This window comes from Leptobacterium meishanense (genome assembly GCF_037645805.1).
Taxonomy (GTDB): Bacteria; Bacteroidota; Bacteroidia; order Flavobacteriales; family Flavobacteriaceae; genus Leptobacterium_A; species Leptobacterium_A meishanense.
This window is the reverse complement of the sequence record NZ_JBBEXE010000007.1, coordinates 18485-40582: the sequence shown is the minus strand read 5'-3', so window position 1 is coordinate 40582 and position 22098 is coordinate 18485. Positions and strand designations below refer to the sequence as shown.

Below are 22098 nucleotides of genomic sequence, written 5' to 3'. Positions count from 1 at the left end.
GCCATGAAGAAATTGTTTTTAATCTTATTGATAGGCTTCTTGGCAAATGTTCTTACCGCACAAAACAATGTGTTGTTTGAAGAAGCCACAAAACTATATAATGAAGGAGATTATGAAAGTGCTATTGAAAAATACACTACTATCTTAGCATCCGGAGAACATTCTGCAGCACTCTATTATAATCTAGGAAATGCACATTACAAACTCAACCGCATAGGGCCTAGTATTTACTTTTATGAAAAAGCATTACTCCTTGCGCCTAATGATGAAGATGTAAAAAATAATCTTGCATTTGCAAAAAACATGACTATTGATGTTATTGAACCATTGCCACAAACTGGGTTTTCCAAGCTTATTGAAAAAAGTATTGGGAAATTATCATACAACCAATGGGCAATAACTGCTGTCATTTTTGTATTCGTATTTATTCTCTTATTTCTACTATACTATTTCTTCAACAAACAACAACTAAAACGTTTGTTCTTTGTGACAAGCCTAATTACTGTTTTTTTAGCTGTTATTGCTATAATAATGGCATTTCAGGAATATAACGTCTATAAAAATAATCGGCCTGCAATTGTCTTTGCACAAGAAGTAGGTATAAAATCTGAACCCAATGATCGAAGCGAAGAAATATTCTCCCTGCACGAAGGTGCTAAAGTAACTGTTTTGGAAGAATTAAACGATTGGAAAAAAATCCGGTTAGCTGATGGAAAAGTGGGTTGGGTTCCACAACAAGAAATTAAAGAATTGAAAATAAACTAAATTAACCTTTCGTCGTCTCTTGCAAAACCATTGCAAATACATATTCTCCTATAGTACTCAATGGTTTATATAACACAGAACCCTCAATCGTTTCTTCACTCACAAAGCCCATTAAATTATTTGTCCTGCTAAAAAACACAAGAACAGCTCCAAGAATAATCGCTATTTTCAACCCTCCAAAAACAGCTCCCAATAATTTATTAAGAATCCCTAGCATAGCAAAGCTGGCAATCTTGGTAAATAGTTTTCCTGCAAAAGTTACTGCTACAACTATTCCAACAAATGTAATTGCAAAGGCTGTTAAATTTATATAGCGTTCCTCCCATTGCACACGAGTAGAAAGATAATCCCCTGCATAATAAGAAAAATGTATAGCTCCATATATTCCTAAAATCAGTGCCAAGAGAGAAGCTAATTCAACAAAAAAACCCTTCATCAAGCCTCTTACTACCCCATAGATGATCAAACCTCCCAAAACGATATCAATGAAATTCATGTTGTATTCTTTCAAACAAATATACGAGTTTGATCATATCCTTTTAAGCTCCCATATGTTTTAAAACCCTGTGAGGTTTCTTTACCAAAAATTTCCCTTATAACCTATATCTTTGTTTACTCAATCGTAAAAATGGCAAGAGACGAAAAACTCAAAAAACAATGGGATACCATTATAGAAAAACTATCCCAACAGTTCTCAGACAGTGATCCTTTGGAGCTAGATAGTATTATCTACCTTATTGGCATACAAGAGCTTGGCCAACTACACCGTTCTTTTAAAAAAGATGAAAAAGTAAACCTCATGCACATTGCCATTTGTAGATTATTAGAACCTTATGGCTATTATGAATTTGATTTTTTTGATGACGATGGCTGGCCACACTATAAAATAAAAGAACAGCTTCCTACTCTTAAGCCCGGTGAGCAAACTATTTTAATGAAAGAAGCCATTGTAAGCTATTTTATAGAAAAAGAATATCTTGAAGATATATAACACACTTCTCGTAAAGTATAAAAATCATTAAATTTGCCGCTCTTAATAACTGAACAATGCTCGACGAAATAAAAGGACATATTGAAGAAGTGGAAAAGTTCCATGCCGATACCCAAGAAGCTATCGAAAATTTCCGCATTAAATACTTGGGGAAAAATGGATTGTTAAACACTTTCTTCGCTGAATTTAAAAATGTGCCCTCCGAGCTTAAAAAAGAATATGGGCAAACCATCAATCAGCTTAAGAATGCAGCCATCCATAAAGTAAATGCATTAAAAGAAGCTATAGAGAATACTATAGAAGAAAAAGGCAAATACGGAGACCTTACCCGTCCGGGAGAGCCTATAGAAATTGGTGCACGGCATCCCATTTCTATTGTAAAAAACCAAATTATAGACATTTTTTCCCGAATAGGGTTCAACGTTTCCGAAGGCCCTGAAATTGAGGATGATTGGCATAACTTCACGGCACTCAACCTTCCTGAACACCACCCGGCACGTGATATGCAGGATACATTTTTTATCCAAACCAACCCTGATATTTTACTGCGCACCCATACCTCATCTGTACAAGTACGATATATGGAAAATAACAAACCCCCTATTAGGACTATTTCCCCGGGTAGAGTGTACCGAAATGAAGATATTTCTGCACGGTCGCATTGTTTCTTCCATCAGGTAGAAGGGTTGTATATTGACAAAGGGGTTTCTTTTGCCGATTTAAAACAAACACTTCAGTATTTCACTACCGAGATGTTTGGAAAGTCCAAAATACGCTTGCGTCCTTCTTATTTTCCTTTTACCGAGCCGAGTGCCGAAGTTGATGTGTATTGGGGCCTAGAAACGGAAACTGATTATAAAATGACCAAAGGTACCGGATGGCTCGAAATTATGGGGTGTGGTATGGTAGACCCAAATGTACTTGAAAACTGCGGAATTGACTCTAAAGAATATTCCGGCTTTGCTTTCGGAATGGGGATTGACCGTATTGCACTGCTACTCTACCAGATTCCGGATATCCGTATGCTGAGTGAAAATGATCTTCGTTTCCTAGAGCAATTTAAATCAGCGCTATAAAAAACATCCGTTTGTTTTCTATTGCTCTTTTCCCCTAAAAAAACAATACCTTTCTAATAACAAAGTCAGGAAAAGTTGCAAACCATTATCAACCACATAAAAAAACACAAGTTAAAAACAGCTATCCTATTGGTACTGCTGGTCCTATATTATTTTTCACTTCCCAAGCAACTGTTTAATGACCCCACCGCTACTGTTATTGAAACCAAAGACGGCACATTACTTGGTGCAAAAATTGCTGCTGATGGACAATGGCGGTTCCCAAAGTCCGATAGTGTACCAGAAAAGTTTAAACAAAGCCTTCTTTTCTTCGAAGATGCACATTTTTACAGCCATCCCGGGTTCAATCCGGTATCTATAGCAAAGGCGTTGATAACAAATATAAAAGCTGGAAAAGTAGTCCGGGGCGGAAGTACACTTACACAGCAAGTAATTCGTTTGTCCCGCAAAAACAAAAACCGCACTTATTTTGAAAAAGCAATTGAAATTATTCTTGCTACCCGTCTTGAATTACGGTATTCCAAAAATGAGATTTTAAATCTTTATGCCTCACATGCCCCCTTTGGTGGTAATGTTGTAGGCCTTGATATGGCTTCCTGGAGGTATTTTGGTATACATCCTCATCAACTTTCATGGGCAGAGAGTGCTACTTTAGCCGTTTTGCCCAATGCTCCTTCACTCATTTATCCCGGAAAGAACCAAGAAAAACTCTTGGCAAAACGAAATAAGCTGTTAAAAAAATTACTTGAGAATGCTATAATTGATTCCCTGACTTATCAACTTGCCATCGTGGAAGCATTGCCTAAAAAACCTTTTCCGCTTCCACAAAAAGCTTCTCATTTCTTAGAATACATTGCCAAAACCCAGCAAGGAAAAAGGGTAAAAACAACATTGGATGCCCAACTCCAGGACAATGTTGTTGCTATTGTAAAAAAACACCACGAAACACTCCTCCAAAATGAGATACATAATGCAGGTGTATTGGTCATGGATGTAAATACCCGACATGTTTTGGCCTATGTAGGAAATACCCCTACCGATAGAAACCATCAAAAAGATGTAGATGTGATTTCAGCGCCACGAAGCACCGGGAGTATCTTGAAACCTTTTTTATATGCTGCCATGCTCGATTCCGGAGAACTATTGCCTAATACCCTAGTCGCTGACGTCCCTACCCAAATAGCTGGTTATAGCCCGGAAAACTTTGAGGAAACCTATGATGGTGCAGTCCCCGCAAAGCGTGCATTGGCACGTTCTTTAAATGTCCCTGCAGTACGATTGCTTAAAAGTTATGGTTTAGAGCGGTTTCGGGACCAACTTGATTTTTTTAATTTAAGAGACATTAACCGTTCTGCAAATCATTATGGGCTATCCTTAATTTTGGGGGGTGCTGAAAGCAATCTTTGGGATCTTTGTAAAACCTATGCTGCTCTTGCAGGTACCGTTAACCATTATACCGAAACCTCTAGTGAATATTTTACACATGAATTCACTGAGCCTATAACAACTATTAACAGTAATACGGATTTTGGCAATCGTTCCCGGGAAAAAATAACATTTGATGCAGGTAGCATTTACCTCACTTTTGAAGCGATGAAAGAAGTAAACCGCCCTGAAGGTGAACAGGCTTGGGAGTTTTTTGATTCTTCCAAAGAAATTGCTTGGAAAACTGGCACCAGTTTTGGAAATAGGGACGGATGGGCCATCGGTGTCACTCCAAAATATGTTGTTGGTGTATGGGTAGGCAATGCTGATGGTGAAGGCCGACCGAATTTAACCGGAGTAGGTTCAGCAGCTCCTATTTTATTTGATGTGTTTGATGTTCTTCCTAATGCTCCATGGTTCAGAAAGCCTTTTGATGAACTGACAGAGGCAGAAGTTTGTATAAATAGTGGTCACTTAGCTACTGATATTTGCCCAAAAACAACGACATGGATTCCAATCACCGGACAACGAACCCCTCCCTGCCCTTATCACCAACTAGTCCACTTAGATACACAAAAACAATTCAGGGTAAACACGTCCTGTGAAGCACTTGATACTATGGAACCGGTCTCTTGGTTTGTGTTGCCCCCCCTTATGGAATACTATTACAAAAGCAATAATGCACAATACCGGAGCCTGCCTCCATATAGGAGTGATTGTTTCTCGGAAGGGCAAGCAACCATGGATTTTATTTACCCAAAAGAAAATGGGCGGGTAATACTGCCTAAGGATTTTGACGGAACCACTAATGAATTGGTATTAAAACTGGCACACTCTAAACCAGAGCTTACCGTTTTTTGGTATGTAGATGCTATTTTTGTAGGGCAAACACAGACTTTTCATGAAATGGCCATTCTTCCCAAAACCGGAAAACATCTCATTACTGTTGTAGATGAGTTAGGTAACCAATTAATACAGGCAATTGAAGTAGAAAGGTAATCTATACTATTTCAGCACACTCCCTTTCGCAGCCCACCACGGCAGTACCTCTACCACCAACCGCCCTGCTTTTACTGCAGGATCAGCTTGCATCAATGTTTCCACCTCTTCTTTGGTAGGTGTGTTAAAAATAACAATCCCGGAAATATCGCTTTCTTCAGCTTCTAAAGGGCCTGATATACTTAATTTCCCTTCTAAAAAAAGCTGCTCTAAATATGCCTGATGTGCCACTTGTATTTTTTGATATGCTTCTTCCGGTTGATCTCGGTTAGGCCCCTTTTTCAACAGCACCAAAAAATATTTTTGCATCACATACGTAGTATCACCTTCTTTGTATGAAAACGTTTCATGTCCGGTATCTTTTATTGAGTCTATTGGTTCTACTTCCGTATTTGTAGTTGGGGTGTCCTTTTTTTGTGTAGTACAAGCAACGATCATCAAAAGAATCAAAAAAGAGGTTAATTTTTTCATTTTCTTATGTTTACCAATTTTTATAAGGGTTTTTGCTCAATTGCGAATTGTAATATTTTATGTCTCCGGTCACCTCCCCTCCAAGCCATTTAGGTTTAGAGAATTTTTCTGCTTCCGAAATCAACTCAACCTCTGCTACTACCAATCCTTCATTGTCTCCTAAAAAAACATCCACCTCAAACAAATGATTGATGAAAGGGACTTCATACCGAATTTTATCAATAACAAACGCCTCACATAACTTCATTAATTCGGTGGCTTCTTCATGTGGAATTTCTTTCTCCCACTCAAAACGTGTTAATCCTGAAGCATTTGTTTTGCCTTTTACAGCTATATACCCTTTATCTTCTTTAATTCTCACACGCACCGTTCGTTCCGGATCTGTGTTTAAAAAGCCTTGTGTAATCCGAACCGTTTTTATAGCTGTCTCTTTGTAACCTTCTGAACTGACCAAAAATTTACGTTCTATTTCAAGCATCTATGTGTTGTTATCATAATCTAACTCAATGGATTAAATATAGTAATTTTATGCTATGGAGAATATGCTTCCCATACGGAAAATTATCCATGTGGATATGGATGCCTTTTATGCTTCAGTAGAGCAACTGGATGACCCAAAATTGCGAGGGAAACCTGTGGCTGTTGGAGGCGGTGAAAAACGGGGTGTGGTTTCTGCTGCAAGCTACGAAGCACGAAAATATGGTGTGCGAAGTGCTATGAGCGGGGTCATGGCTAAAAAATTATGTCCACAGCTTATTTTTGTGCGCTCTCGATTTGACCGCTATCGAGAACTTTCCAAACAAATCTGCGCTATCTTCTATAACTATACCGATTTAGTAGAGCCACTCTCGCTTGATGAGGCTTATTTAGATGTAACGAAAAATAAAAAAGCAAATCCTTCTGCTACACTTATTGCTGAAGAAATTCGAACACGTATTTTTAATGAAACCGGCTTAACGGCTTCTGCCGGAATCTCCATCAATAAATTTATTGCAAAAATTGCCAGTGACATTCATAAGCCCAATGGACAAAAAACAGTACCTCCCGAGGAAGTGTTGGGTTTTTTAGAAATGTTGGACATTCGTAAGTTTTATGGTGTGGGGAAGGTTACCGCTGAAAAAATGTACCGGTTGGGCATCTTTACCGGAAGGGATCTTAAAGAACAGCCTTTAGATTTTCTGGAAACCCATTTTGGCAAGCATGGTTCGTTTTATTACAATGTGGTGCGAGGTATTCACCGAAGTGAAGTAAAACCACATCGTGCCCACAAATCGGTAAGTGCAGAGCATACTTTTTTTGAGAATTTAAGCAGTGAAATTTTTATGTTGGAACGCCTGGAGACCATTGCCAATGAGTTGGAACGAAGGTTAAAAAAGCACCGCATTACCGGAAAAACAGTCACGTTAAAAATAAAATATAGTGACTTTACCCTCCAAACCCGCAGTAAAACGTTAGATTATTTTATTGCCGATGCATCTAGTATACTCGATACTATCAAAGAATTGTTGTATCAAGACACTTTGCAAAATTCTGTACGACTGCTAGGTATATCCCTTTCTAATTTAAACACGCAAAAAAAACCTGAAAAAAAACCTATACAAAAAAGTGTTTCGGTACAGTTGACGTTGGAATTTTAGCTTCAAATATTAAATATAACAACTGGTAATCTCGGTAACCCGTAATGTGTTTACCATCCCCTTTTCTTGAATAGGCATTGCTGCAAGACTAACTAGCATATCTCCAACATCCAAGAACCCCTTTTCACAGGCAATCCGGTTAACATCTTCAATGGTTTCATCGGTACTTACGTATTTGTCATAATAAAATGCTTTCACTCCCCATAGGAGGCTTAGTTGGTTAAGTATCCGTTTATTAGACGTAAATACCAAAATATGTGCACTCGGGCGCCATGCTGATATCTGAAAGGCGGTGTACCCACTATTGGTCAATGTAGAAATGGCTTGTGCTTTGATCTCATTGGCCATTAATGCCGCATGGTAACAAATAGATTTGGTAATGTACCGTTTGGTGCGTATGTGGGGTGGTTCTTGTGGCACTTTAATAAGGGAAGAGTGCTCTACACTTTTGATAATACTGGTCATTTTTTCAATTACTTGAACAGGAAAGCTCCCCACCGAAGTTTCTCCAGAGAGCATTACTGCGTCTGCCCCATCCATTACGGAGTTGGCCACATCATTTACCTCTGCACGGGTAGGGGTAAGACTGGTAATCATACTCTCCATCATCTGGGTAGCAATAATCACTGGAATCCGGGCTTTTTTGGCCCTCAACACCAATTGTTTTTGAATGAGCGGTACTTCTTGTGCTGGTATTTCTACGCCCAGATCACCTCGAGCCACCATAAGTCCATCACAATATGCTACTATTTTATCAATATTCTCAACCGCTTCCGGTTTTTCAATTTTAGCAATGATTGGGATTTTTATTGCTGATTTTTTTTCGATAATCTCCTGTAAATCAATTAAGTCCTGACTATGGCGCACAAAGGAAAGTGCTATCCAGTCTACTTGTTGTTCAATAGCAAAGGCAGCATCTTTTATATCTTTTTTCGTAAGGGCCGGCAATGAGACATTTGTATTTGGAAGGTTTACACCTTTCTTAGACTTTAAAGGGCCTCCTTGAATTACTTTTGCCCTTACTTCTCCCTTTTTATCTGTTTCTACCACTTCAAAAATAAGTTTGCCGTCGTCTAATAATATCCGCTCTCCGGGATTCACATCCTTGGGGAATGCTTTGTAATTCATATAAACTTTTTCAGCATTCCCTTTAAACTCTTTACCGGTAACAAAAGTGATTTCATCTCCTTCATGAACCACGACGTCTTCTGCCATCGCCCCAACACGAAGTTTAGGACCTTGCAAATCTGCCAATATTGCTGTATTGTATCCAAATTCTTCATTAAGTGACCGTATCATTGCTATTCGCTCTTTCACATCGTCATAATCAGCATGTGAAAAATTAATCCGAAAAACATTGACCCCAGCTTCCACCATCGCTTTAAGTATTTCTTTTTTACTTGTAGCCGGGCCAAGGGTTGCAACGATTTTTGTTTTTTTTATGCTTGGCATTTTTAAAAAATTAAATTGTTCTTGGATTTCAGCTTGTTTGTATAAACAGTATATGCTGTCGCTATCTGAGGAATATTATTTATTTTTTCGATAATAGGCTTCATATCAAGCATTTCTCCATTTTCTATTTTTAAAAAATAGTCTGCTTTTCTATATTCAGGAATTAAATAATTCTTTACAAGGGTATTTGTTCCTTTGAACAAACCTTTTGTTTCATTGATTTCCTGTTCATCAATCGATACATTTGCTATCAAATTCCATCGAACTTCCTTGTATATATCTTCCCATTCATATAATGAAAAAGAAAACCTGTTATCAAGCTCAATAGAAAAAGGCATACGCTTAAGATTGGTTTTAAGATGCACATTCAAAAAATACGCTATTTGGTAATCTTCTTTATAGCTATGAATAGCTATCAGTCCATACGTGGGTTCGTAAAAATCATCTGGTATTTTTAAAATAGCCATATGTTGTTTTCATGGAAATGTAAAGATATGATTCTATAAACGACTTAGCAACTTTTGAATATGTGTTTAACCCTTATTTAATAACGAAAACGTTATGGTTAATATCCTTCAGTTTCTATATGAGCCTGCAATACATAATATGCTCTTTTTGACACTTTTTCTTCTGCTTTTTTCTTAGAGGTTGCTCTGGCTTTGGTTATTACTCTCCTATCTATATGAAGCTTAACCGCAAAATGTTTTATCTCTTCATTACCATCATCTTCGTAAACTTCATAGTAAAAAGATTTTTTTGTTTTTTGGCACCATTCTATCAACAAACTTTTATAACTAATTATTTTTCCTTCTAGCTGCTCAATATCAACATATGGTTCTATAACACGGCTATAAACAAATTTCTCGCAATACTTAAACCCCTTATCTAAATAAATTGCGCCTATAAGTGCTTCAAATATGTTCCCATGTATATTTTCTCCAAAATTATTTCTTGGAATTTTCGATTTTAAAAGTGCGATAAGGTTTAAATCTTTCCCTAATTCATTTAAATGCTCCCTACTAACTATTTTAGAGCGCATTTTAGTAAGATAGCCCTCATCTCCGGAAGGAACCTGGTTAAATAAGTAGTTGGAGATAATAGCCCCTAGCATTACATCGCCTACAAACTCTAAGCGTTCATAATTTAGCGGATTTCCTTTTTTATCTTTTATATTGGCTGACCTATGTGTAAAGGCTTTATGGTAGTAGTGTAGTTTTTTAGGTTTAAAACCAATAATTGCTTTGATTTTCAAAAAAAAATCCCCGTCATCATTTGAACGGGGATTTAATATTTTTTTGATGCCACTCATAAAAGGCAGTTTATAGCTTTTTGAAAAGCACACAAGCATTATGCCCTCCGAAGCCAAATGTGTTGCTCATTGCTATTTTTACATCCCTTTTTTGAGCTTTGTTGAATGTGAAGTTCATTTTAGGGTCTATATTCTCATCATACGTTTGATGGTTAATTGTCGGTGGCACTATACCGTGTTCTATCGCCAAAATAGATGCAATAGCTTCAACGGCACCTGCTGCTCCCAGTAAATGTCCTGTCATAGACTTAGTTGAATTAATGTTTAGTTTATAGGCATGCTCTCCAAAAACGTCACGTATTGCTTTTGATTCTGCAACATCCCCTAAAGGGGTTGATGTTCCATGCATGTTAATCGCATCTACTTCTTCTACAGACACTTGTGCATCTCGCAAACAATTCAACATTACTTGCTTTGCCCCTAACCCCTCAGGATGTGGTGCTGTCATATGGTATGCATCTGCTGATAAGCCACCTCCAGCTACTTCTGCATATATTTTCGCCCCTCGTGCTTTAGCGTGCTCATATTCTTCCAAAATCAATGCTCCTGCCCCTTCTCCTAAAACAAACCCATCTCTGTCTTTATCAAATGGCCTTGATGCCGTTTTAGGGTCATCATTTCTTGTGGAAAGTGCGTGCATAGCATTAAACCCTCCGATGCCTGCTTCAGTAACAGCCGCTTCAGAACCTCCTGATACAATAATGTCGGCATAACCTAACCGGATATAATTGAGCGCATCTATCATTGCATTTGCAGAGGATGCACAAGCGGATACTGTTGTAAAGTTAGGCCCTCTGAACCCATGCTTAATGGAAATAAGCCCAGGGGCAATATCAGCAATCATTTTAGGAATGAAGAAGGGATTAAATCGAGGGGTTCCGTCCCCTTTTCCAAAATTTAAAACTTCTTCCTGAAAGGTTTCCAAACCGCCTATTCCAGCTCCCCAAATAACCCCAATCCTGTCTTTATTTTCTTTTTCTATATCTAATTCGGAATCTTGAATTGCCTCTGAAGAAGCGACTAATGCATATTGTGCAAACTTATCAAGTTTTCTCGCTTCTTTTCGGTCAAGAAAATCATTAACGTTGAAGTTTTTTATTTCACAGGCAAATTGTGTTTTAAATTTTGATGCATCAAAATATGTGATAGGAGCTGCACCGCTAACACCATTTTTCAACCCATTCCAATATTCATCAATAGTATTTCCTATGGGGGTTAGTGCTCCTAAACCTGTGACAACAACTCGCCTTAATTCCATATTGTGAATGAATAAATTGATTGTTTGGTAAGGTACAAAATTTTACACAGGAAAGAAATACTTAAGCGCATCTCCTTCCTGTGTTTATAAGGTCTTACTTATTTTGCTTCTTCAATATATTGAATTGCCTGGCCTACTGTAGCAATGTTTTCAGCCTGATCATCAGGGATTTGAATATCAAATTCTTTTTCAAATTCCATGATCAATTCAACAGTGTCTAGTGAATCTGCACCTAAATCGTTTGTGAAGCTTGCTTCCGGTACTACTTCGTTTTCATCTACACCTAGTTTATCTACGATGATAGCCTTTACTCTTGATGCAATGTCTGACATAATTTTTTTGGTTTTAATATTAAATTGTTGGCAAAAATAAAAAACTTTGCTTTAAAACAACGTTTTACATTTTAAAATGTCTTCTTAATTCATTAAAAATTAACGTATCAATATGTATTTTTACCAAATTAATTAAATACTCTAATGCTTTTTTTTAGTTTTTAGATGAAAAAAATTATCCTTTTTGCTTCCGGATCGGGAACCAATGCTGAAAATATTATACGCTATTTTAAGCGCAACCCTTCTGTAGAGATTAGTGCAGTCTTTGCCAATAAAAAAACAGCAAAAGTATTGGAAAGAGCCGATGAACATGGTGTTAGTGCACTTTATTTTAATAAGTTTGCTTTTAATACTATTATTCCCGAAATATTAAAAACACTAAATCCTGATTTAATAGTCCTTGCAGGCTTTTTATGGAAATTCCCAAAAGCAATTATAGCTACTTTCCCAAATAAAATTATAAATATTCACCCTGCATTACTCCCAAAATATGGAGGGAAAGGCATGTATGGCATACATGTTCACAATGCTGTCTGTGCAAATAAAGAGTCCCAAACAGGGATTACAATTCATTTTGTAAATGAAAATTATGATGATGGAGCCATCATTTTTCAAGCTGAAACCAATATTTCACCCTCAGACACGCCTAATGATATTGCCCATAAAGTGCATTTATTGGAACAAAAGCACTTCCCTGTTGTAATTGAAAAACTACTAAATGCCTGATTTTGATGTTTACATATATACCGATGGTGCCTGTAGTGGAAACCCGGGGCCAGGCGGTTATGGGATTATCATGGAATGGGTAGGAAAAAATTATAAGAAAGAGTTCTCTGAAGGATATCAGCTTACTACTAATAACCGAATGGAGTTAATGGCCATAATTGTTGCATTAAGTAAGTTAAAAAATCACAATACAAAGGTTAAAATATTTACTGATTCTAAATACGTTACAAATGCTGTAGAAAAAAGGTGGGTCTTCAAATGGGAAAAAAATGCTTTTAAGGACAAAAAGAATGTTGATTTATGGATCCGGTTTTTAAAACAATATCGAAAACATAATATTTATTTTCAATGGATAAAAGGCCATAATCACCATCCTGAAAATGAACGGTGTGATAAATTAGCGGTACAAGCTTCTAAAAAAAAACTATTATTGATTGACAAAGGGTTTAATAAAGCAGATACACTCTTATAGCAATAAAGTTGAACAAAATATGTTATTTCTTAATACAGTAGCCCCCACATATGAAATTTTACCTGTTTCTTTTAATTACATCTTTCCATGTTTTCAACGGACTTGCTCAAGAATGGAAACTTAAAAAAGACAAAAATGGTATAAAAGTTTATACTAGAACACTTGATTCTACAAAAATTCATGAGTATAAAGCTGTAATGATAATAGATATCCCTATCGAGAAGGTTTATGAGACAATCACCGACGGAGATAACATATGGATATGGAATTATCGAACATCTGCCAGTAAAGTTTTAAAAAAATATGCCGATGGTGAATTTATCTTATGGATGAGCAATAATCTTCCATGGCCTATTCGTGACAGAGACCATATCTCGTTAGTTAAAACAATAACTAACAATAAAGGAGAAGTAAGAATTGACATCCTGCCAAAACCTTCCTACAATTTCCCTGCTAAAAAAGGGGTTATAAGAATTACAAATTTTAAAGGATATTGGCTCATTGTTCCAAAACCGGAAGGTGTAGAGGTTACTCAACAAATGTATGGTGATCCCGAAGGGGCGCTTGCTCCATGGCTGGTAAATACAATGTTATCTAATGGTGCTTATCATTCTTTTTTCAACTTAAAACAACTTCTTGAAAACTAACCTTATATTTGCAAAAAACTTATGTAAATGGGCAAGCTTTTAATTGTTGGCACTGTTGCTTTTGATGCTATTGAAACGCCTTTTGGCAAGACAGATAAAATACTGGGTGGTGCAGGAACTTATATAGGGTTGGCAGCATCTCAGTTTGATGTTAATTCAGCTATTATTTCTGTTGTTGGGGATGATTTCCCGAAAGCATATCTACATATGCTTCAATATCGTGATATAGATACATCAGGAATAGAAATAGTTCCCGGAGGAAAAACCTTTTTTTGGAGCGGAAGATATCACAACGACCTTAATACAAGAGATACATTAGATACACAGCTTAATGTGCTGGCTGATTTTAAACCTATAGTTCCTGAAAAATACAATGATGCTGATGTTTTGATGTTGGGGAATTTACACCCTTCTATACAAAAGGACGTTATAGAACAAATGGAACAACCTCCTAAACTTATTATCCTTGATACTATGAACTTTTGGATGGACAATACATGGGATGAATTAATAGATGTGATTGCCAAAATAGATGTTATTACCATTAATGATGAAGAAGCACGGCAGTTATCGAAAGAGTACTCTTTAGTTAGGGCGGCTCAAAAGATTCATAAAATGGGTCCGGAATATGTGGTGATTAAAAAAGGAGAGCATGGGGCGTTATTATTTCATGACGACAATATTTTCTATGCCCCTGCTTTACCATTGGAAGATGTGTTTGACCCCACAGGTGCAGGAGATACTTTTGCAGGAGGTTTTGCAGGCTACATAGCAAAAACTGAAGACATTTCTTTTGAGAACATGAAAAATGGTGTCATATATGGTTCTACACTTGCCTCCTTCTGTGTGGAAAAGTTTGGAACAGAACGATTAGAAAATTTGTCTCAAGAAGAAGTACAAGATAGGTTGTTGCAATTTAAAGAGCTAACACAATTTGAAATAGAAGTATCATAAACAAATGCCTTGAATATTCAAGGCATTTTTATTCTTAACAGTGCTTATGAGCGATGCTATTAAACATGAATGCGGAATTGCCTTAATAAGGCTTTTAAAACCGCTCGAATTTTATAAAGAAAAATATGGTAGTGCATTTTATGGAATCAATAAAATGTATCTCATGATGGAAAAACAGCACAACAGAGGGCAAGATGGAGCCGGTTTTGCCAGTATAAAAGTCAATATGGATCCTGGGGAGCGCTATATAAGCCGTATACGCTCTAATAAAGCACAACCCATACAGGACATCTTTTCACAAATAAACACCCGGATAAATGATGTGCTAAATACAAACCCGGAGTTTAATAATGATGTAGCTGCTCAGAAAAAAAGCATCCCTTATTTGGGGGAGCTTCTACTGGGACATGTCCGTTATGGAACCTACGGTAAAAACAGTATAGAGAGTGTTCATCCTTTTCTAAGACAGAACAATTGGATGCACAGAAACCTTATTGTCGCAGGGAATTTTAATATGACCAATGTAAGTGAGTTGTTTGAAAATCTTGTAAGTCTGGGACAGCATCCTAAAGAAAAAGCGGATACCATCACCGTTATGGAAAAAATCGGACATTTTTTAGATGATGAAGTTGCAAAGCTATACAAACAGATTAAAAAAGAAGGCCATTCCAAAATTGAGGCTTCCCCACTTATTGCAGAACGGCTCAATATTGCTAAAATACTCAGAAAAGCATCTAAAAATTGGGACGGCGGTTATGCTATGGCCGGTCTTTTAGGACATGGTGATGCTTTTGTTTTACGCGATCCGGCAGGAATTCGGCCTGCATATTACTACAAAGACGATGAAGTTGTTGTCATTGCCTCTGAACGTCCTGCAATACAAACCGTTTTCGATGTGGATTACGATGCTATTCATGAACTTGATCCTGGCAAAGCCATCATTATCAAAAAAACAGGAGAAACTACATTTAAAGAAATACTTCCTCCTCTTGCACGAAAGGCCTGTTCTTTTGAGCGTATCTATTTTTCAAGAGGAAGTGATGCCGAGATTTATAAAGAACGCAAAAACTTAGGTCGTCTTTTATTTCCTAAAATACTAGAGGCTATTGATCATGATATGGAAAATTCTGTATTTTCATACATTCCAAATACTGCCGAAACGTGTTATTATGGAATGGTAAAAGAAGCTCAAAACTACTTGAATAAGAAAAAAGAAGATTTGATCCTTAATGAAGGGGTTAATATTACTAAAGAACGGTTGCGTGAAATTTTAGCACTACGCCCCAGAATTGAGAAAGTAGCTATTAAAGATGTAAAGCTCCGCACATTCATTACAGAAGATACTAGTAGGGATGATTTGGTTACCCATGTTTACGATATAACGTATGGCTCTGTAAAACCTACAGATCATTTGGTTATCATAGATGATAGTATTGTTAGGGGCACTACACTTAAAAAAAGTATTTTAAAAATTTTAGACCGTTTACACCCTAAAAAAATTATTGTAGTTTCTTCTGCACCTCAAATACGATATCCCGACTGCTATGGAATAGACATGGCCCGTTTAGAAGATTTAGTCGCGTTCAGGGCTGCACTAGCAATTCATAAAGAAAAAGGTTCGTATGATGTAGTTGAAAATGTGTATTCCAAATGTATTGCTCAGTTAAATAAAGAAGATGCTGAAATCATAAATCATGTAAAAGATATATATAGCCCGTTTTCCGATGAGGAGCTCTCTGCCAAAATTGCTGAACTTCTGACGCCTGAATCTATCACTGCTAAAATTAATATCATTTTTCAGTCAGTACCTAATCTCCATATAGCTTGTCCTAATAATTTAGGGGACTGGTACTTTACAGGTGACTATCCTACCCCCGGTGGCAATAGAGTCGTCAATAAAGCGTTTATTAACTTCTATGAAGGGAAAAAAGAACGTGCATATTAAAGTTGAAATGTGTATTTCATCGGATAAACATGTATTTTACCTGAATAATTATACCTGTATACATCGTTAGCATACTTTTATATCACCATAGCATAAGTAGGTTAAGTTCATGGTAAGATTTGGGGCAAAAAAAGGTGGAGCAATCCGCCTTTTTTATTTATAAGCAATTTTTTTACTTCTCTTCTTTTTATATTACATTCCTGATTTTAACTATTTAAAAAGTTTAACAGAATATTATTTGTTTTTCTGTTTAATTTTAAAAATAATCGTATATTTGTACTACCATAGCGTAAGTTAGGTTAAGTTCATGGTAAGATTTGGGGCAAAAAAGGTGGAGCAATCCACCTTTTTTATTTTACTATTGTGTAGTTCATCTATTCATCTGATAAATTTGTAGTTACACCTAATATATTTTCACAGTTTTCAAATACGATTTATGTTTGTATCACCATAGCATAAGTAGGTTAAGTTCATGGTAAGATTTGGGGCAAAAAAAGGTGGACAAAATCCACCTTTTTTATTTTACAATATCTAAAAACTAAATCGCTATTTGTTTGCTATATATAGTTCCTCTACTTTATTCCAATTGATCACATTGTAAAAAGCAGTAATATAATCCGGCCTCCTGTTCTGATAATGTAAATAATAAGCATGTTCCCATACATCAATTCCTAATATTGGAAACCCTCCACAACCTATACCCGGCATTAAAGGATTGTCTTGATTTGCTGTGGAACAAATCTCTACTTTTCCACCTTTGTGTGCACACAACCATGCCCATCCTGATCCAAAACGCGTAGCCGCAGCCTTAGAAAAAGCTTCTTTAAAGCCTTCAAAAGAACCATAAGAATTGTTGATTGCAGTTGCCAGCTCACCGGAAGGCACCCCACCTCCCTCAGGAGACATAATTTCCCAAAACAAACAATGGTTATAGAACCCTCCTCCATTATTTCTAACAGCAGTATTGTTCATGTCTAATCCTGAAAGGATTGCTTCTATTGATTTTCCCTCAAGAGGTGTCCCTGATATTGCATTGTTTAGATTTGTAGTGTAGCCATTATGATGCTTTGTATGATGTATTTCCATGGTACGTGCATCTACATGTGGTTCTAAAGCGTCATATTTATAGAGTAATTTTGGTAATTCAAATGCCATAATATTTTGTTTTTTAATGTTAGTATTTTTATTGTTGTTCAAATTTAAAGATTCTATTAGAATTATTTCTCGCGAACTCATAGAGTTTCATTATTTTGGTATAAAATTTAGCTTTGAGCAATATTCCTTTTAAAATATACAATGCATCAGCTGGTTCTGGAAAAACTTATGTGCTTGTAAAAACATACCTAACATTATTATTACAAAATCCCGAAAAAGATATTTTTAAGCATGTCCTAGCTATCACATTTACTAATAAAGCCGTAAATGAGATGAAAGAACGAATTATTAAAAATCTTAAAAATATTACACCCCCTTCTAATACAAACACGTCAACAGAACTTTCAGACTCTTTAAGTGAAGTGCTCCAAATAACTCCCGAAATACTTCAGGACAGGGCTTCAAAAGTATTAAAGCGAATTTTGCATAATTATGCATTTTTTGATGTAATAACAATAGATAAATTCAACCATCGTTTACTTCGGGCCTTTGCATATGATCTAAAACTTCCCATGAATTTTGATGTGGCACTGGATGTTGAACTCCTGCTTCAAGAAGCCGTTGATAATCTGATATACACAGCTGGAGAAGATGATGCAGTTACACAAATATTAGTTGACTATGCCATTGAAAAAACTGATGATGACAAAAGTTGGGATATCGCTTATGATCTAAACAAAGTTGCCAAATTATTATTGGAAGAAAACCATAACGAACATATAGAGCAACTAAAAAATTATTCATTATCAGATTTCATACAATTAAAAAAGTTACTGCAAAATGCTATTCAAAAACAAATAACTATATTAAAAAAACAAGCCCGTAATGTCTTAGATTTAATTACAAATAACCTGTTGGAACCTTCTGATTTTTCTCGTGAAACCCTCCCCAATCATTTTAAAAAAATTGCTGCAGGGGACTTTAACGGTTTATACAACAATTTACTGGAAGAAAACCTTTTGCAAGGAAAAATATATCCAAAATCAACTCCTGAAGAAAAAGCAGTAATTATTGATCGTATTATTCCTCAACTTATAGAGCACTATCAGACTATGAAGAAAGGAGTTTATCAACTTAAATTTCTACAAAACTTTTATAAGAATTGTGTCCCGTTAACCCTTTTAAATGCCATTCAAAATGAATTAGACACGATAAAAGCAGATCAAAATATTCTTTTAATCTCAGAGTTTAATGCCATCCTTTCAAATGTTATTGTTAATGAGCCTGCTCCTTTCATTTATGAGCGAATAGGAGAAAAATATCGTCATTATTTTATTGATGAGTTTCAGGACACCTCTGAAATGCAATGGAAAAACTTAATCCCTCTTATAGGAAATGCCTTGGAAGGTGAAATTTCTTCGGGTGAAAGAGGGTCTTTATTGATTGTAGGAGATGCTAAGCAAGCTATATATCGATGGCGCGGGGGAAAAGCAGAACAGTTTATTGATTTATATAACTGTAATAACCCATTCCAAACAGAAAAAGAGGTTACATCACTGCCCATAAATTATCGAAGCAAAGATGAAATTGTCCAATTTAACAATTCTTTTTTTCAACATATTTCACAATTTTTAACCAATGACAATTACAAGGACTTATATTTAAATAAAAGTACTCAAAAAACGAATGGAAATCCTGGTGGGTATATACACATTGATTTCATAGATCCCCTTATAGTATCAGATAAAAAAGAAATGCTCCAACAATATGTAGAGACTGTTATAACTCACATTCAACAATTAATCGATGATGGCTATCAGTATAGTGATATCTGTATTCTTACCCGAAAAAAGAAGCACGGGTTAATTGTTGCTGACTTTTTGTCAAAAAATCAGGTTCCTATTATTTCTTCTGAGTCTTTATTGCTCAAAAACAGCCCTAAAATTGATTTTCTAATCCAGCTCATTCTATATTCTTTGCAACCTGAAAACAAAGAAACACAAATGTCATTGCTTCATTTTATCGCAATGAAAAAACAAATTGATGATAAGGATGCTTTTTTTAAAACATTTTTGGACAACCTTGAGCAATTGTTCCTGGATTATTCATTCCGAACAGCACTGTTCATGCGTTTATCATTGTTAGATGCTTTGGAATATACTATCAATTGTTTCGAATTGAGTGATGAATCGGATGCTTATTTACAATATTTTTTAGATGAAGTACTAGATTTCAGTTTTAAAAATCATTCAAGTTTCACTGACTTTATTGCTTATTGGGAAAAGAAAAAAGATACTTTAAGCATTGTTTCACCTCAAGAAACTAATGCGGTACAAATCATGACCATACATAAAGCCAAAGGACTAGAGTTCTCAGTTGTTATTTATCCGTTTGCAGACACCTATATTTATGAAGAACAAGACCCAAAAATATGGCTTCCCGTAGAAAAAGAACAATGGGGCATTGATAATGCGTTATTTTCTAAAAATAAAGACTTTTCTTTTTTCAATAACAGTGCAAAAACCCTCTACGAAGATGCGCAATCAAAATTAGAACTTGATCAGATTAACATTTTGTATGTTGCATTAACTCGGGCTGTTGAACGTTTGTATATCATATCCAAAAAAGATATTAAAAGAAATGGTGAAGAAAACACCAATACTTTTTCAGGTCTTTTTATTAATTATTTAAAAGTTAAGGCTCTTTGGAATGATGAAAAATTGCATTATTCGATAGGAAAAAAGTTAAATAAAAGCACTCTTACTTCAAGAACACATAATACAATAATCCCTTTTATCAGTAATCAGTCTGGGGAAAGTCCTTTTAAAATTGTTACTAAATCCGGCTCTCTATGGGCCGCCTCTAAAGAAAAGACTATTGAAAAAGGGAATGTTTATCATTTGTTGCTCTCACAGATTATTTACGCTGAAGATGTAAGTGTTATTATAGAAAAGAATGTTCTTAATGGGACATTAGCGACAGAAGATAAGATTACTATAGCATCGAATCTGAAGAATATAGTTACCCATCCTGAATTAAAAGTATATTTTTCTGCTAATTATACCATTCATAATGAACGCGAAATTTTTACTGCTGATGGTATTATTCTACGGCCTGACAGATTAGTATTTGATGATAAGCACAATAATGTTATTATTATTGACTATAAAACAGGAAGCCATCATATTTCACATGAAGAACAAATACAACGTTATGGGAGTATACTAAAGGAAATTGGTTTTAAAGTAACTGCCAAAATCCTTGTTTACATAAATGAGAGCATACATGTTCAAAAACTGTAATCTAAAGTTTAAAGTTTAATATTTTTGTAAAAAACAATTTATGTACGGAAAAATAAAAGAACATCTTCAATCTGAATTAGAAGAAATAAAAAAAAGTGGGTTATATAAAAAAGAGCGGATCATCATATCTCCTCAAGATGCTATTATAAAAATTGCAACCGGTCAAGAAGTCATTAATTTTTGTGCCAATAATTATCTAGGGCTTTCATCACACCCTGAAGTTATCCAAGCTGCTAAGGATGCCATGGATTCTCATGGATATGGAATGTCTTCTGTCCGATTTATCTGTGGCACCCAAGATATTCACAAAGAGCTGGAAAAAAGAATTGCTGATTTTTATCAAACAGAAGATACCATTCTCTACGCTGCTGCATTTGATGCCAACGGAGGAGTTTTCGAGCCTTTATTCACAGCTGAAGATGCCATTATATCTGACTCTTTAAACCATGCTTCCATTATTGATGGTGTTCGTCTGTGTAAAGCCAAAAGATATCGTTATCAAAATAATGATATGGATGATTTGGAAAAACAATTGAAATTAGCCAATCAAGATAATACACGATTTAAAATAATTGTTACTGATGGGGTTTTCTCAATGGATGGGTTAGTGGCCCCATTGGACAAAATATGTGATTTGGCAGATAAATACGATGCATTGGTAATGGTGGATGAATGTCATGCTGCCGGATTTATAGGAAAAACTGGTAGAGGAACATTAGAAGAAAAAAATGTTATGGGGCGTGTCGATATCATCACAGGAACATTAGGGAAAGCATTAGGAGGTGCTATGGGAGGCTATACAACAGGCAAAAAAGAAATTATAGAAGTGCTACGCCAACGCTCTAGACCTTATCTGTTTTCCAATTCATTAGCCCCGGCAATAGTAGGTGCTTCAATTAAGGTTTTTGATATATTATCAAATAACACTTCTCTGAGAGATAAACTTCAGTGGAATACTGACTACTTTAAAAAAGGAATCAAAGCCGCTGGCTTTGATATTATTGATGGTAACTCTGCCATTATTCCAGTGATGCTTTATGACGCTGAGTTATCTCAAACCATGGCAGATATGTTGTTAGAAAAAGGGATTTATGTCATTGGGTTCTTCTATCCTGTTGTCCCTAAAGGAAAGGCTAGGATTAGGGTTCAGCTCTCAGCAGCGCATGAAAAAGAGCACCTAGATAAAGCTATTGAAGCTTTTATTTCGGCAGGAAATCGCCTTAACGTTATTTAAACACTGTT

The 22098-nt window shown here is 35.9% G+C and carries 21 protein-coding genes; 12 read left to right on the top strand and 9 right to left on the bottom strand.

Annotation, left to right across the window (positions count from 1 at the left end):
• Positions 1-3: 3 nt before the first annotated feature.
• Positions 4-765 (top strand): SH3 domain-containing protein, encoded by a 762-nt coding sequence (locus WBG21_RS08850; RefSeq protein WP_340077008.1) that lies wholly within the window; start codon positions 4-6, stop codon positions 763-765.
• 1 nt (position 766) lies between these two features.
• Here the strand turns inward: WBG21_RS08850 and WBG21_RS08845 are convergent, their stop codons facing one another.
• Positions 767-1261: a CvpA family protein gene (locus WBG21_RS08845; protein ID WP_340077006.1), complete on the bottom strand. Its 495-nt coding sequence runs from the start codon at positions 1259-1261 to the stop codon at positions 767-769.
• Between the two features lie 132 nt (positions 1262-1393).
• On the opposite strand from WBG21_RS08845, the gene WBG21_RS08840 reads away from it, so the two are divergent.
• The 3 genes from WBG21_RS08840 (at position 1394) to pbpC (ending at position 5256) form a co-directional block, all read left to right on the top strand.
• Positions 1394-1756, top strand: a complete 363-nt coding sequence (locus tag WBG21_RS08840) for a hypothetical protein (protein ID WP_340077004.1) — start codon at positions 1394-1396, stop codon at positions 1754-1756.
• Between the two features lie 56 nt (positions 1757-1812).
• Complete coding sequence (gene pheS / locus WBG21_RS08835; RefSeq protein WP_340077002.1) at positions 1813-2832, top strand: phenylalanine--tRNA ligase subunit alpha; 1020 nt, start codon at positions 1813-1815, stop codon at positions 2830-2832.
• A 75-nt stretch (positions 2833-2907) separates the two neighbouring features.
• Positions 2908-5256, top strand: coding sequence for a penicillin-binding protein 1C (gene pbpC / locus WBG21_RS08830; protein ID WP_340077000.1), 2349 nt, complete (start codon positions 2908-2910; stop codon positions 5254-5256).
• Between the two features lie 6 nt (positions 5257-5262).
• On the opposite strand, the gene WBG21_RS08825 is transcribed toward pbpC, so the two are convergent.
• Positions 5263-5727: a YciI family protein gene (locus WBG21_RS08825; protein ID WP_340076998.1), complete on the bottom strand. Its 465-nt coding sequence runs from the start codon at positions 5725-5727 to the stop codon at positions 5263-5265.
• Positions 5728-5737: 10 nt separating this feature from the next.
• The gene (locus tag WBG21_RS08820) at positions 5738-6205 is read right to left on the bottom strand and encodes a CYTH domain-containing protein (protein ID WP_340076996.1); all 468 of its coding nucleotides are present in this window, start codon (positions 6203-6205) and stop codon (positions 5738-5740) included.
• A gap of 55 nt (positions 6206-6260) precedes the next feature.
• Here WBG21_RS08820 and dinB point away from each other — a divergent pair, with 55 nt between their 5' ends.
• Positions 6261-7364 carry a DNA polymerase IV gene (gene dinB, locus WBG21_RS08815; RefSeq protein WP_340076994.1) on the top strand — a complete coding sequence of 368 codons (1104 nt, stop codon included), beginning with the start codon at positions 6261-6263 and terminating at the stop codon, positions 7362-7364.
• A 9-nt stretch (positions 7365-7373) separates the two neighbouring features.
• Here dinB and pyk read toward each other — a convergent pair whose 3' ends face one another.
• The 5 genes from pyk to WBG21_RS08790 form a co-directional block, all read right to left on the bottom strand.
• Entirely contained in the window at positions 7374-8816 is a 1443-nt protein-coding gene (gene pyk / locus WBG21_RS08810) for a pyruvate kinase (protein WP_340076992.1), read from the bottom strand.
• 2 nt (positions 8817-8818) lie between these two features.
• Positions 8819-9283, bottom strand: a complete 465-nt coding sequence (locus WBG21_RS08805) for an IPExxxVDY family protein (protein ID WP_340076990.1) — start codon at positions 9281-9283, stop codon at positions 8819-8821.
• A gap of 98 nt (positions 9284-9381) precedes the next feature.
• Positions 9382-10125 carry a ribonuclease III gene (rnc, locus tag WBG21_RS08800; protein ID WP_340076988.1) on the bottom strand — a complete coding sequence of 248 codons (744 nt, stop codon included), beginning with the start codon at positions 10123-10125 and terminating at the stop codon, positions 9382-9384.
• A 10-nt stretch (positions 10126-10135) separates the two neighbouring features.
• Positions 10136-11383 (bottom strand): beta-ketoacyl-ACP synthase II, encoded by a 1248-nt coding sequence (gene fabF / locus WBG21_RS08795; protein ID WP_340076986.1) that lies wholly within the window; start codon positions 11381-11383, stop codon positions 10136-10138.
• Positions 11384-11481: 98 nt separating this feature from the next.
• Positions 11482-11715, bottom strand: a complete 234-nt coding sequence (locus WBG21_RS08790) for an acyl carrier protein (RefSeq protein ID WP_340076984.1) — start codon at positions 11713-11715, stop codon at positions 11482-11484.
• Between the two features lie 165 nt (positions 11716-11880).
• Between WBG21_RS08790 and purN the strand changes: the two genes are divergently transcribed.
• The 5 genes from purN to WBG21_RS08765 are packed head-to-tail and all read left to right on the top strand — an operon-like array spanning position 11881 to position 16459.
• The gene (purN, locus tag WBG21_RS08785; protein WP_340076982.1) at positions 11881-12441 is read left to right on the top strand and encodes a phosphoribosylglycinamide formyltransferase; all 561 of its coding nucleotides are present in this window, start codon (positions 11881-11883) and stop codon (positions 12439-12441) included.
• A complete protein-coding gene (rnhA, locus tag WBG21_RS08780; protein WP_340076980.1) occupies positions 12434-12913 on the top strand; it encodes a ribonuclease HI in 480 nt (159 codons plus the stop codon). The genes purN and rnhA overlap by 8 nt, the downstream gene beginning before the upstream one ends.
• 50 nt (positions 12914-12963) lie before the next feature.
• Positions 12964-13560, top strand: coding sequence for an START domain-containing protein (locus WBG21_RS08775; RefSeq protein ID WP_340076978.1), 597 nt, complete (start codon positions 12964-12966; stop codon positions 13558-13560).
• Positions 13561-13587: 27 nt separating this feature from the next.
• On the top strand, positions 13588-14514 hold the full coding sequence (locus tag WBG21_RS08770; protein ID WP_340076976.1) for a PfkB family carbohydrate kinase: 927 nt from the start codon (positions 13588-13590) through the stop codon (positions 14512-14514).
• Between the two features lie 46 nt (positions 14515-14560).
• A complete protein-coding gene (locus tag WBG21_RS08765; RefSeq protein ID WP_340076974.1) occupies positions 14561-16459 on the top strand; it encodes an amidophosphoribosyltransferase in 1899 nt (632 codons plus the stop codon).
• Positions 16460-17005: 546 nt separating this feature from the next.
• On the opposite strand, the gene WBG21_RS08760 is transcribed toward WBG21_RS08765, so the two are convergent.
• On the bottom strand, positions 17006-17614 hold the full coding sequence (locus WBG21_RS08760; protein WP_340076972.1) for a superoxide dismutase: 609 nt from the start codon (positions 17612-17614) through the stop codon (positions 17006-17008).
• Between the two features lie 113 nt (positions 17615-17727).
• Between WBG21_RS08760 and WBG21_RS08755 the strand changes: the two genes are divergently transcribed.
• Together WBG21_RS08755 and kbl are read left to right on the top strand one after the other, a co-directional pair.
• Positions 17728-20856: a UvrD-helicase domain-containing protein gene (locus tag WBG21_RS08755; RefSeq protein ID WP_340076970.1), complete on the top strand. Its 3129-nt coding sequence runs from the start codon at positions 17728-17730 to the stop codon at positions 20854-20856.
• A 40-nt stretch (positions 20857-20896) separates the two neighbouring features.
• Positions 20897-22090, top strand: coding sequence for a glycine C-acetyltransferase (gene kbl, locus WBG21_RS08750; protein ID WP_340076968.1), 1194 nt, complete (start codon positions 20897-20899; stop codon positions 22088-22090).
• The last annotated feature ends 8 nt before the right edge of the window (positions 22091-22098 follow it).